This is a genomic window from Escherichia albertii (genome assembly GCF_028622335.1).
In the GTDB taxonomy this organism is placed as follows: Bacteria; Pseudomonadota; Gammaproteobacteria; order Enterobacterales; family Enterobacteriaceae; genus Escherichia; species Escherichia albertii.
The window spans coordinates 596203-610359 of the sequence record NZ_CP117568.1 but is presented as its reverse complement, the minus strand read 5'-3'; the positions used below and the strand labels follow the sequence as shown (position 1 = coordinate 610359).

15 protein-coding genes are annotated in these 14157 nt (G+C 44.1%); 7 read left to right on the top strand and 8 right to left on the bottom strand.

What is annotated here, in order from left to right; genetic code table 11:
* Positions 1 to 101 precede the first annotated feature (101 nt).
* Positions 102 to 1289 carry an efflux MFS transporter YdeE gene (gene ydeE / locus PS053_RS02900; protein ID WP_256878979.1) on the bottom strand — a complete coding sequence of 396 codons (1188 nt, stop codon included), beginning with the start codon at positions 1287 to 1289 and terminating at the stop codon, positions 102 to 104.
* 195 nt (positions 1290 to 1484) lie between these two features.
* On the opposite strand from ydeE, the gene eamA reads away from it, so the two are divergent.
* The gene (gene eamA / locus PS053_RS02895; RefSeq protein ID WP_256878980.1) at positions 1485 to 2384 is read left to right on the top strand and encodes an O-acetylserine/cysteine exporter; all 900 of its coding nucleotides are present in this window, start codon (positions 1485 to 1487) and stop codon (positions 2382 to 2384) included.
* A 42-nt stretch (positions 2385 to 2426) separates the two neighbouring features.
* On the opposite strand, the gene PS053_RS02890 is transcribed toward eamA, so the two are convergent.
* Positions 2427 to 3125 (bottom strand): GntR family transcriptional regulator, encoded by a 699-nt coding sequence (locus PS053_RS02890; protein ID WP_000577187.1) that lies wholly within the window; start codon positions 3123 to 3125, stop codon positions 2427 to 2429.
* A gap of 198 nt (positions 3126 to 3323) precedes the next feature.
* Between PS053_RS02890 and PS053_RS02885 the strand changes: the two genes are divergently transcribed.
* The 5 genes from PS053_RS02885 (at position 3324) to PS053_RS02865 (ending at position 8609) form a co-directional block, all read left to right on the top strand.
* The gene (locus tag PS053_RS02885; RefSeq protein ID WP_000789850.1) at positions 3324 to 3635 is read left to right on the top strand and encodes a PTS sugar transporter subunit IIB; all 312 of its coding nucleotides are present in this window, start codon (positions 3324 to 3326) and stop codon (positions 3633 to 3635) included.
* A gap of 116 nt (positions 3636 to 3751) precedes the next feature.
* Positions 3752 to 5074 carry a PTS sugar transporter subunit IIC gene (locus tag PS053_RS02880; protein WP_000523807.1) on the top strand — a complete coding sequence of 441 codons (1323 nt, stop codon included), beginning with the start codon at positions 3752 to 3754 and terminating at the stop codon, positions 5072 to 5074.
* A gap of 27 nt (positions 5075 to 5101) precedes the next feature.
* Positions 5102 to 5413 carry a PTS lactose/cellobiose transporter subunit IIA gene (locus PS053_RS02875; protein ID WP_000457096.1) on the top strand — a complete coding sequence of 104 codons (312 nt, stop codon included), beginning with the start codon at positions 5102 to 5104 and terminating at the stop codon, positions 5411 to 5413.
* Positions 5414 to 5472: 59 nt separating this feature from the next.
* A complete protein-coding gene (locus tag PS053_RS02870) occupies positions 5473 to 7146 on the top strand; it encodes a carbohydrate porin (RefSeq protein WP_059215954.1) in 1674 nt (557 codons plus the stop codon).
* A 23-nt stretch (positions 7147 to 7169) separates the two neighbouring features.
* Complete coding sequence (locus tag PS053_RS02865) at positions 7170 to 8609, top strand: 6-phospho-beta-glucosidase (RefSeq protein ID WP_059225580.1); 1440 nt, start codon at positions 7170 to 7172, stop codon at positions 8607 to 8609.
* A gap of 57 nt (positions 8610 to 8666) precedes the next feature.
* On the opposite strand, the gene marB is transcribed toward PS053_RS02865, so the two are convergent.
* Genes marB through marR form a run of 3 tightly spaced genes read right to left on the bottom strand, consistent with a single transcriptional unit; the run spans position 8667 to position 9754 of the window.
* Positions 8667 to 8885 carry a multiple antibiotic resistance protein MarB gene (marB, locus tag PS053_RS02860; RefSeq protein WP_059227422.1) on the bottom strand — a complete coding sequence of 73 codons (219 nt, stop codon included), beginning with the start codon at positions 8883 to 8885 and terminating at the stop codon, positions 8667 to 8669.
* 30 nt (positions 8886 to 8915) lie between these two features.
* A complete protein-coding gene (marA, locus tag PS053_RS02855; protein ID WP_000091205.1) occupies positions 8916 to 9299 on the bottom strand; it encodes an MDR efflux pump AcrAB transcriptional activator MarA in 384 nt (127 codons plus the stop codon).
* A 20-nt stretch (positions 9300 to 9319) separates the two neighbouring features.
* Positions 9320 to 9754: a multiple antibiotic resistance transcriptional regulator MarR gene (marR, locus tag PS053_RS02850; protein WP_000799374.1), complete on the bottom strand. Its 435-nt coding sequence runs from the start codon at positions 9752 to 9754 to the stop codon at positions 9320 to 9322.
* Positions 9755 to 9965: 211 nt separating this feature from the next.
* On the opposite strand from marR, the gene marC reads away from it, so the two are divergent.
* Positions 9966 to 10631, top strand: a complete 666-nt coding sequence (gene marC / locus PS053_RS02845) for an NAAT family transporter MarC (RefSeq protein ID WP_000885021.1) — start codon at positions 9966 to 9968, stop codon at positions 10629 to 10631.
* A 24-nt stretch (positions 10632 to 10655) separates the two neighbouring features.
* Here marC and ydeA read toward each other — a convergent pair whose 3' ends face one another.
* The 3 genes from ydeA to ptrR all read right to left on the bottom strand — a co-directional run bounded on the left by ydeA (position 10656) and on the right by ptrR (position 14080).
* Entirely contained in the window at positions 10656 to 11846 is a 1191-nt protein-coding gene (gene ydeA, locus PS053_RS02840) for an L-arabinose MFS transporter (RefSeq protein WP_059218795.1), read from the bottom strand.
* A 158-nt stretch (positions 11847 to 12004) separates the two neighbouring features.
* A complete protein-coding gene (yneK, locus tag PS053_RS02835) occupies positions 12005 to 13120 on the bottom strand; it encodes a putative protein YneK (RefSeq protein ID WP_256878988.1) in 1116 nt (371 codons plus the stop codon).
* A gap of 78 nt (positions 13121 to 13198) precedes the next feature.
* Positions 13199 to 14080 carry a putrescine utilization regulator PtrR gene (gene ptrR / locus PS053_RS02830; protein WP_000366483.1) on the bottom strand — a complete coding sequence of 294 codons (882 nt, stop codon included), beginning with the start codon at positions 14078 to 14080 and terminating at the stop codon, positions 13199 to 13201.
* Between the last annotated feature and the right edge of the window lie 77 nt (positions 14081 to 14157).

The following is a 14157-nucleotide window of genomic DNA, read 5'->3' as shown; positions in this document are numbered from 1 at the left end:
GCAGTTTTTCCACTATTGCGAAAGAGATAATAAAAATGTGGGTGAAAAACACCGTCTTTGCTGCAGAAAAACAGCCGTGCCAGCGTGGCACGGCACGTCCGTTAACAAAGAACGGGTTGTCTCCAGAGGCTGGTGCGAATGCCTTTTAACATCAGCAACCATGCGGCAATGATCGCCAATGCCAAGATGGCAAACAGAGAAGATGATGGCAGAGTGGTGAGGACCACGCCGCTTACCAATGGGTTAACGGCGGCGCCCAACCAGCCTAATGATTGAGCAGAAAAATAGCTGGCTTTCATGCCGGGCGGCGCAATATGGTCAATCAGCATATATTCGCCAGGGGCATAAATGATTTCACCAACCGTAAATATTGCAGCAGATATTCCCCAAAGTAGCAGGCTGTTGCCTGAGAAGGCAAAACCAGCCAGACCGACAACAAAACAGAGTGTGCCAACGGTCATCAATATGCGGATGTTGGCCGGATTAATGCGGCGGCCCACAGAATATTGTAGCGTAACTACCATCGCAGCATTTACCGGAAGAACGACCGCAACCACCTTTTCGGCAAAATCGCCGTCGGCAATCACCATCACATATTGGGAAATACATGATGCAAAAGCCCCGCCTACAAAAGAAGCCAGAAAGGCGGAGCAGGTGAACCACAACAGGGCTTTATCCTGTAACAAAACCTTTGGCGACCAGACACTATTCGTCCCGGCGGCGATTATTTTCTCACTGCGTTTAACCCAAATTTGGATGAAAAGCACGGGAAAAGCGGAACAGATGGCTGCCAGCCAAAAGGGCAAATTGATACTCTGCATGACCAGCAATGTGCCGAGTGGTGGGCCGATAGTCCAGCCAATATTCAGCATGGTGTAGTTGATCGAAAAGATCTTCGTTTTACTGGTGGATGAAAGATTATCGGCAAACCAGGCCTTCAGTACGGTCGCAAAAACGGAATAAGCGCAGTTAATCAGGGCAAAAAGCAGTACCACCAGCGAGACATTATGTACTAAAGGAATAGCAATAAAACCGCTGCCGAAGGCAACAATTGCCAGCACCATATAGCGTTTTTTGTCGAACTTATCCGCCAGGATGCCAAAGCCAAGGCTAAAAACGACGCCAATAGTGAGTGCAATCGTCATTGCATAACCAATCAGATCGACACTCAGACCGTACTGGCGGCTCAAATAGATGGTCATAAACGGCAGTGTGGCGCCGCGCCCGATGGTTAATAACAACGACGAAATGAGGAGGGAGCAGGTGGAGCGTCTCAAGGATAAGTTCATTGGGCTATCCGGCAGTGCGTTTCGCAATGTTTTGCTTTAGAGATGTAAAGAAATAGCATGGCAAAAATCCGAAGTATAGCGACTTATTTGGCGATTAATTCCGTCGCAGGCGGTTATTAATAAATCAACTGTTAAAGAAAAGTAAATTCCGTTAAGTTGAGTACTGACAAAAGATCAACATTCAGAGGCCGTAGAATGTCGCGAAAAGATGGGTTGTTGGCGCTATTAGTCGTTGTGGTATGGGGACTCAATTTTGTGGTCATCAAAGTGGGGCTTCACAATATGCCGCCGTTGATGCTGGCCGGTTTACGCTTTCTGTTGGTGGCTTTCCCGGCAATTTTTTTTGTATCGCGACCTAAAGTACCGCTTAATCTGCTGTTGGGATACGGCCTTACTATCAGTTTTGGGCAGTTTGCCTTTCTCTTTTGCGCCCTGAACTACGGTATGCCGGCAGGGCTGGCATCACTGGTATTACAGGCGCAGGCGTTCTTCACCATCGTCATCGGCGCATTTACTTTCGGTGAACGGTTGCAAGGCAAACAACTGGCGGGGATTGCATTAGCGATTTTTGGCGTGCTGGTGTTGATTGAAGACAGCCTGAATGGTCAGCATGTGGCAATGCTCGGTTTTATGTTGACCCTGGCGGCGGCGTTTAGCTGGGCGTGTGGCAACATCTTCAATAAAAAGATCATGTCGCACTCGTCACGTCCGGCGGTCATGTCGCTGGTGGTGTGGAGCGCATTAATTCCGATTGTTCCGTTCTTCGTTGCATCGCTGCTTCTTGATGGTTCCGGGAAAATAATTCACAGTCTGGTTACTATCGACATGACAACCATTTTTTCGCTGATGTATCTGGCATTTGTCGCGACAATTGTCGGTTATGGGATCTGGGGAACATTGCTCGGACGTTATGAAACCTGGCGTGTTGCGCCGTTATCATTATTAGTGCCGGTGGTGGGGCTGGCAAGCGCTGCCGTATTGTTAGATGAGCACTTAAGCGTACTGCAATTTTTGGGGGCGCTACTAATTATGGCCGGACTGTACATTAATGTGTTTGGTTTGCGCTGGCATAAAGCCGTGAAGGTGAGAGGGTAAACGTGAAGCACAGAGTGTCATCAATACTCTGTGCTTTGCCATTTATCGAGGGAAGAAGTACTTAACCTGAAACTCAAAGATGTTGCAATAAAGTAGAGAGTAATCCAGCGGAATATAATTTCTATCTACGGCCTGCGTCTGAATTTTCAGAATTGGGTCCTGTGGGCTGATATGCAAAATACTGGCAATTTCTGGTGTGGGAAAGGTTGGTGAGAAGGTTTCAAAAGTGCCGATAATTTTGATCCCGCATTCGTTCTCAATATACGAAAATTTTGATTTTTGCATATGTGAAATCGTTAAATCGGGGAATCGCTCTACTGACATCCAGGTTTCTTCTAATTGCGCGGCATTGTTTTCAATAAACCGCAGTCTTTTGATGTAATAGACTGGTTGGCCCTGCGACAGACTCAACTCATTGGCAATGACGGGCGAGGCATTCTGTAATTCAAATTTCATAATCTTGCTTCCCGCTTCTTTCCCCCCCTTGTGAGCAATCTCGCTGAAGCTATTCATATGATCGATATGTGCCGTAAAATTCTTTTTGTGAATATATGTACCTGATCCATGCTTTCTTTGAATGATCCCATCGTTTTCAAGCACACTTAATGCCTTTCGTAAGGTATTACGAGAAACATTATAATGAAGTGACAACTCAGCTTCTGATGGTAACAAATCGCCGACATGCCATGTATTACCATTAATTTCAGATTTAAGTAAGCGGGCAATCTTTTGGAATATCACTTTTGCACCTTTTTATGTTCTTTAAAAACAATGGGTTAAATGTTTTTCTTTTTGACGCTTTACAGAGTTGTTTAATTATCTCCGTGAAGTTGAACAACTTTCTTGCTGTATTACTGTGATCAATGTACCGGGACGCGTGTTTAGCGCAGGATATGATATTTATGAAATTTAACCTGTTATATACCATTAAGGAAGAATATGAAAAATATTTTGTTAGTATGCGCCGGGGGGATGTCAACCAGTATGCTGGTCAAGCGTATGATTGAACATGCGAACGCTATTTCATTTGACGTTAATATTACGGCACTGGCAATTGCTGAAGCAAAAGGGAAAATAAAGAATAACGAAGTGGATATTGTATTGCTCGGGCCACAAGTCCGGTTTCAGAAAACAGAGCTTGATGCCGTTTCGCAGGGGAAAATACCGATAGCTGTTATCGACATGAAAGATTATGGCACGATGAACGGGCAGGCCGTTTTTGAATTAGCGATGAAACTGTTGCAAGAGTAACGTTGCTGCAGCATTAAAATTATTACCTGAACTTACTTTTCACACATCAGAAAATGATTACATACATTCCGAAATTCTTCGAATGTCGATATCATTTAAAATAGCAGGTATTAAAAATGGGATTAATGGCTTCATTCGAACGTGGAATGGAACGTTTTCTTGTTCCAGTCGCCATCAAGTTAAATTCACAGAAACATGTTGCAGCGGTGAGAGATGGATTCGTTTTTACGTTTCCTATTATTATGGCAAGTTCATTGATTATTTTAATCAATTTTGCAATTTTATCACCGGACGGTTTTATCGCCAGTTTGTTACACCTGAACAGCCTTTTCCCGAATCTGGAAAAAGCACAGGCTATTTTTACTCCGGTGATGAATGGCTCTGTAAACATCATGTCGATTATGATTGCTTTTTTGGTTGCCAGGAATATAGCAATCAGTTACGAGCAAGACGATTTACTCTGTGGTTTAACCGCAATTGGCGCATTTTTTATAGTCTATACCCCTTATCAGATGATAGATGGACAAGCGTTTCTGACAACCAAATATCTCGGTGCACAAGGGCTGTTTGTTGCCGTTATCGTGTCGCTGATTACCAGTGAGATATTCTGCCGGTTAGCGCGAAACCCTAAAATAGCCATTAACATGCCGGCGGCGGTGCCGCCTGCGGTAGCGCGATCATTTAAAGTATTATTGCCGATATTTTTTGTGATGGTGTTTTTTTCTGCGCTTAATTATTGTTTGACGCTGATTTCCCCCAAAGGATTGAACGACCTTATCTACACATTGATCCAGGCGCCATTAAAACACATGGGGACAAATATTTTTGCCGTGATCATTCTGGGGGCTGTAGGGAACTTTTTATGGGTATTGGGGATTCATGGGCCTAATACGACATCCGCTATTCGTGAAACGGTATTTTCGGAAGCCAATCTGGAAAACCTTTCCTTTGCTGCTCAACATGGTACAACCTGGGGAGCGCCGTATCCAATTACCTGGACTTCAATTAATGATGCTTTCGCCAACTGTGGCGGTTCAGGAATGACACTGGGATTACTACTGGCCATTTTTATTGCATCAAAGCGGGCAGAATATCGCGATTTGGCAAAAATGTCGTTTATCCCAGGTATTTTCAACATTAATGAACCGGTAATGTTCGGACTTCCGATTGTCCTTAACCCAATCATGATGGTGCCTTTTATTTTAGTCCCTATTGTAAACTGCACCATTGGTTATTTCTTTGTTTCAATGGAAATTATTCCCCCAGTAGCTTATGCCGTTCCATGGACTACGCCGGGACCATTAATCGCTTTTCTCGGTACTGGAGGTAACTGGTTAGCTCTTATGGTTGGATTCTTATGTTTAGCTGTCGCGACATTGATTTATTTACCCTTCGTCATTGCCGCTAATAAAGTCAATACCATTACCGACAACTCATAAGCCTGATTACATAATAAGGAGATTTCAATGTTTGCTGATGAAGAACTCGTTATGGAGTTATTGATTAATGCCGGACAGGCGCGCTCTGATGCGATGGAAGCGATACGATGTGCAACGGTAAAAAACTGGGAAGGCGTCACACAGTTTATGGCCAGCTCGGAATCTGCTGGTCTTAAAGCACACAAGATCCAAACGGCCTTAATTAGTCAGGATGAAGGAAGTGGTAAAATTCATGTCAATTTAATTTTGGTACATGCGCAGGATCATTTAATGAATGCCATGTTATGTCAGGATTTAGCGAAAGAAATAATCCGGTTAAGAAAAGAACTTCAGGCATGATCTTTTTCCTCCAGCGTAACGGCTGGAGGATACTATCTAATATCTCTTAAGGATAAGCTATGAATTTGAAGACGCTTAATGTTAGTCTTTTGTCTGTTTCTATTGTTGCAGCATTATTTCCAATAAATTCCCTGGCTGCTAAATTAACGATTGAACAGAGACTTGAACTTCTCGAAAATGAATTATCACAAAATAAAACTGAACTTCAACAAACTAAAAACGAACTTGGAGAATATAAATCCCGACTTTCTACGCTACAAAAAAGCATTGCTGAAAACAAATATAAAGTTGCTACACTTTCTGAAATATCGCAGCAATCTCCAGTTGCTGACAATATTAAAAATGAAAACGGAGAGCAAAGTCAGGTTAATGGCGCTAACGCCGTGAATGGATCGCAACAAGTTGCCGTTATTGAGAGTAAAGGAGACCAGACAACCATTGAAAGTGTGACGCTGAAAGATATCAGTAAATACATTAAGGATGATATTGGCTTTAGTTATCAAGGATATTTCCGCTCAGGCTGGGGAACAAGTAATCACGGTTCATCGCAAACATATGCTGCTGGTTCGTTAGGGCGTTTTGGTAACGAAATGAGTGGTTGGTTTGATCTGACGTTAAATCAACGTGTCTATAATCAAAACGGAAAAACCGCCAATGCTGTCGTAACCTATGATGGTAACGTCGGAGAACAATACAACGATGCCTGGTTTGGTGATAGCAACAATGAAAATATTATGCAGTTTAGTGATATTTATCTTACCACGCGTGGTTTTTTACCTTTTGCGCCTGAAGCAGATTTTTGGGTCGGTAAACATAAGCTCCCGCAATATGAAATCCAGATGCTAGACTGGAAGACATTAACCACTGACGTAGCCGCTGGTGTCGGGATTGAAAATTGGGCGCTTGGCGTGGGGCTTTTTGATATGTCATTAAGTCGCGATGATGTTGATGTTTACTCTCGTGATTTTACCCATACGACTCAGATGAATACTAACTCAGTCGATCTTCGTTATCGTAATATCCCGTTATGGGATGATGCAACATTATCGGTAATGGCAAAATACTCCACGCCTAATAAGACGGATGACCAAAATTCGAATGAAAGTGATGACAGCTATTTTGAGATGAAAGATAGCTGGATGTTGACTTCCATTTTACGACAAAACATGCAACGTGACACGTTTAATGAGTTTACATTGCAGGTTGCTAATAATTCATATGCCAGCAGCTTTGCCAGCTTTTCTGATGCCAGTAATACCATGGCGCATGGTCGTTATTATTATGGCGATCATACTGACGGAATCGCCTGGCGTTTAATTTCGCAAGGTGAAATGTATCTTACCGATAATATCATTATGGCAAATGCGCTGGTCTACTCTCATGGTGAAGATGTTTACAGCTATGAGAGTGGTGCTCACAGTGATTTCGACAGTATTCGTACAGTTATTCGTCCTGCCTGGATCTGGAATACCTGGAACCAGACTGGTGTTGAACTCGGTTGGTTTAAACAAAAAAACAAAACCCAACAGGGTGTAACGTTAAACGAATCTGCCTACAAAACGACGTTGTATCATGCGTTAAAAGTGGGTGAGAGTATTTTAGGTTCAAGACCAGAAATTCGTTTCTATGGTACATACATTAATATTCTTGATAACGAATTGTCGAATTTCAATTTTAATGATAACAGCAAAGACGAATTTATGGCCGGGATACAGGCAGAAGTCTGGTGGTAATTTATTTAAGTTAAGGAGTTGATATGTCTGGATTTAAACATGATTTTTTATGGGGTGGCGCCGTTGCCGCACACCAACTGGAAGGTGGCTGGAATGATGGTGGAAAAGGTATAAGTATCGCCGATGTAATGACGGCAGGAGCACATGGTGTTCCGCGAAAAGTGACAGATGGCATTATTGACGGACTCAATTATCCTAACCATGAAGCAATTGATTTTTATCACCGCTATAAGGACGATATTAAATTATTCGCTGAGATGGGCTTTAAATGCTTTCGAACTTCTATTGCCTGGACACGCATTTTTCCGCAAGGTGATGAGCAAGAAGCCAACGAAGCGGGTTTACAATTTTATGATGACCTGTTTGATGAGTGTCTGAAGTACGGGATTCAACCGGTGGTGACGCTTTCGCACTTTGAGATGCCTTATTATCTGGTTACAGAATATGGCGGCTGGAGAAATCGTAAACTTATTGATTTTTTTATCCGTTTTGCAACGACCGTTTTCATGCGTTATAAAGAAAAAGTGAAATACTGGATGACATTCAATGAAATCAATAATCAAGTGAATTTCAGTGAAAGTCTGTCTCCATTTACTAACTCTGGAGTCTTGTATTCTCCTGACGAAGAGATGTCTGCAAGGGAAGAAATCATGTATCAGGCGGTGCATTATGAGTTAGTTGCCAGTGCACTCGCTGTTGATATTGGAAAATCGATCAATCCCGAATTTAAAATTGGCTGCATGATCGCCATGTGTCCTATTTATCCACTGACGTGTGCCCCTAATGATATGATGATGGCAACGAAAGCCATGCATCGGCGCTACTGGTTTACCGATGTTCATGCGCGTGGCAACTATCCGCAACATGTGCTGAATTACTTTGCCAGAAAAGGTTTTACGCTGGATATCACACCAGAAGATAACGCGATTCTTGCCAAAGGATGTGTCGACTTTATCGGCTTTAGCTATTACATGTCATTTGTGACGCAATTTTCACAAGATAACGTCATGCTTGATTATGTGGAGCCGCGGGATTTAGTCAGCAATCCTTATATTGCTACCTCTGAATGGGGATGGCAAATAGACCCGGCAGGTTTACGTTATTCTCTGAACTGGTTTTGGGAGCGCTTCCAGTTGCCGATGTTTATTGTCGAAAATGGGTTTGGCGCAGTTGACCAGCGACAAGCTGACGGCACGGTTAACGATCATTATCGCATTGATTATTTTGTCTCCCATATTCGGGAAATGAAAAAAGCGGTAACTGAGGATGGCGTTGAGTTGATTGGATATACCCCGTGGGGCTGTATTGATCTTGTATCTGCCGGAACAGGGGAAATGAAAAAACGCTACGGAATGATTTATGTCGATAAAGACAATGAAGGGAAGGGAACACTGGAACGGATACGCAAAGCTTCGTTTTACTGGTATCGGGATCTTATCGCCAGCAATGGCGAAAATATTTGATACAACGGAAAAGGTCTGAAGGAAATGTCAGGCTCTGTGATAAGAGCCTGACAATAGCTACATAGTGTGTTGATTATAATAAGGCACACCCAGCGCATCCGACTTGTCACTGCCCGTAGACATGTGGTTCAAATCGAATGGTGATTGTTCCTGTGATGGGGGAACAATCACCACATCATCACAGGGCGTAACGACCGGCTGTGTGGTTTGTTCCGCAAAGCTCTGCGTAGAAAAGGCAATTAACGCAGTCAACGTTGCAGATAAGAGTGGTTTCATGATTGCCTCAGTGACGTTGTCACATTTTTATTAGCTGTTGCAATGGTTCAGCGGATGCAAATAACGCGACTCACCTTGCATGTTAGAGCTTCGGAATTTATGTGGCGGAACATCAAAATAGTTTTTAAAGGTACGGGTCAGCGTTTGCTGTGACTCAAAACCATAACGTTCTGCCAGATAGAGAATCGGTTCGTTGCTCTCTTTCAGCTTTTGCGCGATTTCCGTCATCTTACGGCTGCGAATATATTGACCTAATGAATGACCGGTCTCTTTTTTAAACATCCGTTGCAGGTGCCATTTGGAGTAACCGGAACGTTCTGACACTTTTTCCAGTGACAGTGGCGATTCCAGGTTATCTTCGATCCAGTCCAAAATACTATGAATAGTCATAGCGTCAGTGTTGCGTCTGGACATCGTCATACCTCTTTTTTTGTTTACGGCAGGATTTTCTTAAGCAAATGCTCAAGCGTTGTCACTTCGTCCGCCGTCAGGTTTTTTGTTAATTCGTGATGCAGGTCCTGGCCAACCAGTTGATGGCATTGTTCACATATTGCTGCGCCGCTGGTGGTGAGTTTCACCAATACGCCGCGCTTGTCATTTGGGTTAGGCATCCGTTCGACCCAGCCTTTACAGACGAGGCGATCCAACATGCGTGTCAGCGCGCCAAGGTCCACCGAAAGCACTTTTTTCAGTTCTACCGGGGTAATACACGCAGCACAGCGAATAGAGCAGAGCACCTTAAACTGTGCTGCAGTGATATCCAGCGGTGACAGATAATCGTTAAGCAGACGATCTTTCTTCTGATTAACCATGTGGATTAAGCGACCCAATGGGATGATTTCATTGAACAGGTCACTGGTATTTTTCACAATGGTTGCCCTGGCAAGTAATTAGTTGCACGGGATAATATTGCCCAGGCAAATATAAGTCAAACGAATGGATTGATAGATGCCACGATTTGCTAAATCGGTTCAAGTTTTGGTCAGTGGAGGGCAAGGTTAGTTAAAGAGTGCAACTTTCACCTTGATTACCCTTTATACTTTTCGCTGATTACGCAGACACACAGGATAACTACCACCAATGTTGGATTTGTTTAAAGCAATTGGCCTGGGGCTGGTGGTGTTACTGCCGTTAGCTAACCCGCTGACGACCGTAGCACTGTTTCTCGGTCTGGCAGGCAATATGAATAGCGCTGAGCGTAACCGTCAGTCATTGATGGCTTCGGTGTATGTCTTTGCCATTATGATGGTCGCTTATTACGCCGGGCAGTTGGTAATGGATACATTCGGAATTTCGATTCCCGGTCTACGTATTGCCGGCGGTTTAATTGTTGCGTTTATTGGTTTTCGCATGCTCTTTCCGCAGCATAAAGCGACTGATTCTCCCGAGGCAAAAAGCAAATCAGAAGAGCTGGAGGATGAACCCAGCGCGAATATCGCTTTTGTTCCTTTGGCAATGCCGAGTACTGCGGGGCCTGGGACTATCGCGATGATCATCAGTTCGGCATCCACTGTACGCCAGAGTTCCACTTTCGCTGACTGGGTTCTGCTGGTGGCGCCACCGCTGATCTTTTTTCTGGTTGCTGTCATTTTGTGGGGCAGCTTGCGCAGTTCTGGTGCGATTATGCGGCTGGTTGGGAAAGGGGGGATAGAAGCCATTTCCCGCCTGATGGGATTCCTTCTGGTTTGTATGGGCGTGCAGTTTATTATCAACGGCATTCTGGAAATTATTAAAACCTACCATTAAAAAAGGCCCGTTTGGGCCTTTAAACTATTGTGTCTGTTCTTCCAGAGTGACTGGCCAGCGGCGAAATATGATGATTGACCATATTAATGCGGCGAGAGCAGGTATCGCCCCGACATAACCAATCATCGACATTGACCCGTGCAAACTGACCTGATTACCCACCAGCGCCCCAGCGCCAATGCCAATATTAAAAATCCCTGAAAACAGCGCCATAGCCACATCGGTGGCATCCGGGGCTAGTGCCAGCACTTTCACCTGCATACCCAGCCCGATAACCATCATTCCGATGCCCCAAAAGATACTCAGAGCGCCAAGGTGTAATTCACTGTTCGCCGCAGGTAGCAGCAACAGCAAACATATCAGCAGTAGCGCAATTGCAGCGCTGACCAGTGGGGAAGCGTATTGATTACCCAGTTTGCCGAAAATCACGCTCCCAATAATGCCTGCGCCACCCAACAATAACAGTAATACTGTGGCAAAGTTGGCGCTGAATCCGGCTATGTTTTGTACGAAAGGTTCGATATAGCTATAGGCCGTGTAATGGGCGGTGACCACTACCACGGTTAACAGATAAATACTCATCAATGCCGGACGGCGGAACAATTGCGGTAAGCTTTTCAGCGATCCTGAATGTTCGCTGGGAAGCAAGGGCAGTAATTTTATGAGGCATAGCAGAGTGATAAGTGCCCCAATACCAATTGCGAAGAAGGTTGTTCGCCAGCCGAAATACTGCCCTACGATACGTCCGATGGGTAAACCTAATACCATTGCCAGAGCTGTGCCGGTGGCGATAAGGCTTAATGCCTGCGCTCGTTTACCCGCTGGCGCCATGCGGATCGCCAGAGATGCGGTAATCGACCAAAATATTGCATGTGCGAAAGCTACGCCGATTCGGCTGATAACCAGAACGGTAAAGTTCCACGACAAGAATGACAGAACATGACTGGCGATAAAGACCACAAACAGGCAAATCAACAGATTGCGGCGTTCCATTTGACTGGTCAGAAGCATAAAAGGGAGCGACATAAGCGCCACAACCCAGGCATAGATAGTCAGCATGATACCGACCTGAGCGGTTTGCATATGGAAGCTTTGCGCGATGTCAGAAAGCAGGCCAACGGGAACAAATTCAGTGGTATTGAAGATAAAGGCAGCCACAGCCAGCGTAACTACCCGTAGCCACGCCACTTTGCGGGAAACAGCGTTTGTTGTCATAACAGATTATTGGATTCGTTGCGAAAAGGTAATTGAATGATCTTAGAACGGTTAATGAGATGAGTACAATGTTTTTGTGATCTGGATCTCGTTTTGTCGTTTCTCTGACGGTGGTTATATCACTCGTCAGAGAGTTAGCCCGTTGGCAGACATCAGATTTAATGACGTTCAGAAAGAACGGGGGTTTTGGCCATTGATGGCGTGGTGGGAGATACTGGGGAACGTGGCCTTGTAATGGCGAAGTCTTCGCCAATAACTTTAGGTTGAATGTTTTTTTTAGTAATAAGTTTAAGCATTTTTTTCGCCAGGTGGCGAATAGTTCTATTTTCATTTAATGATGCAGGTATCAGCACGTCATTCAGATCATTTTCATTAGGATTCATACATTGTTGATAATTCAAAAAAATGGTTGAAAAAAATAGAAATAACTCCTGAAAATGAGGCGATTTGCTGTCTGCTAAAAGAGATAAAAAACAGATGCAAACTTCAGGTAATATATGTTTATTATGACAAAGTGAATCCATCAAACTTTGCAGTAAGTCGTGTTTTAATTCGTCATCAGTTATATTGAGAATAGTGGTGATTAAATTAGGAGGCGTATTTGCAAACCACCTGGAGATCTCGGATTTATTCCACAAACCGGGAAATATAACAAAGTTACCTCGGGAGATAAAGTTCATGACGAGTAAATCAAACTGGCGTAAGTAATCTGCAGCCGCATGGTGATCCGGGGCCAGTGGTTCAATATGTGGCGTATGAGCCCTTTTGATGGGGATCCCGATACTAATCATTGGAAATTGTTCAATAAAATCATTCAGAAACAAGAAGAGAACCCGCTCGATCCCAGCCTGAAATCTACAGCCTGTAATGGCTGTTTTTGTATCAGGTGGACAAAATATATTAATTTCTCCATTGTGGCGAAAACTATCTAAATGGACAGGACTTAAATTTATTACCACCAAAAATTCCATGAACTCTTTATTTTTTCCAGTCTTAATGGGATACTTTAATCTAAACTGAACGCTTTCATTATATAAGCTATCGTTATCCTGGGATAATGCTTGTTGGGTATATGATAAATTATCCAGGTTATCAAATATATTCTTTGTAATTGAGTTGACTCTTAGTGATGTTCGCCATTCTTCATCACAAATTATTATGGAAAGTGCATCGATAAAACTCTTTAAAACGTCTTTTATTTGCGGTGGGATATAATTAACGGGGAAATCGTTAGAAATAGATATGTAATTACTGACACTGACTGGTCTGATCATTTTTGCCCCATGTAATGCAAAAGTCATCGGAGCATCACTATATAGAGCAAAGGAGATACATGAACTATCAAAAATAGCTCATTGATCGTGACGTTTTGTCGACTCAGACATACCCAACAATTCAATAAACGCCTCAAGCGGGCGTGTCTTCGCCCCACGTCGCCAGACCAGCCATGTTGTTAACCAACGCCATGGTTCACCCAGAGGCCACGCATCAACCTGGTGATGCCCGGGCATACTTTCCAGCATGGAACGGGGGATAAGCGCAATTCCTGCACCGGCAATCACACAGGCCAGCATACCGTGGTATGACTCCATTTCATGGATTGTTCCCGGTGCTGCGCCGTCAGCATGAAACCAGCTCTCAAAATGACGTCGATACGAACAGTTAGCCCGAAAAGCATAAATGTTACAGCCATCGACCAGACTGGCGCGAGTAACGGGGGAATGCCCCTGTGGCGTGACAATCATCAGTTCTTCCTGATAAACCGGGATTCCGTCAATGACTGGATGACTAATTGGGCCATCAATAAATGCGGCATTCAGTTTTCCCTCCAGTACACCGTCCAGCATAGTACCGGAAGGGCCAGTGGAGAGAGAAAACTGAATTTTGGGATAGCGACGATTAAATTCCGCCAGCGTTGCCGGAATTCGTACCGCAGCAGTACTTTCCAGTGAACCGAGAGAAAACAAACCTTGCGGCTCATCGCCAGCGACGACGCTGCGCGCTTCATCTACCAGCGCCAGAATTTGTTGGCTGTAGCGTAAAAAGTTATGTCCGGCAGGAGAGAGACGTAAACGTTGATTTTCCCGAATAAACAACGCCACTCCAAGCTCCGTTTCCAGCTGGCGAATTCGGGTTGTGAGGTTCGACGGTACGCGATGCACTTTTGCCGCAGCCTGAGTAATGCTGCCAGCCTCGGCAACGGCGTTAAACATCTCTAACTGGGTCAGGTCCATGGTATTCTCGATTTGTGAATAAGTGACTTAATATTATTCATTTTTACGAAGGAGTAAATCTGCGTATCCTGGAGATA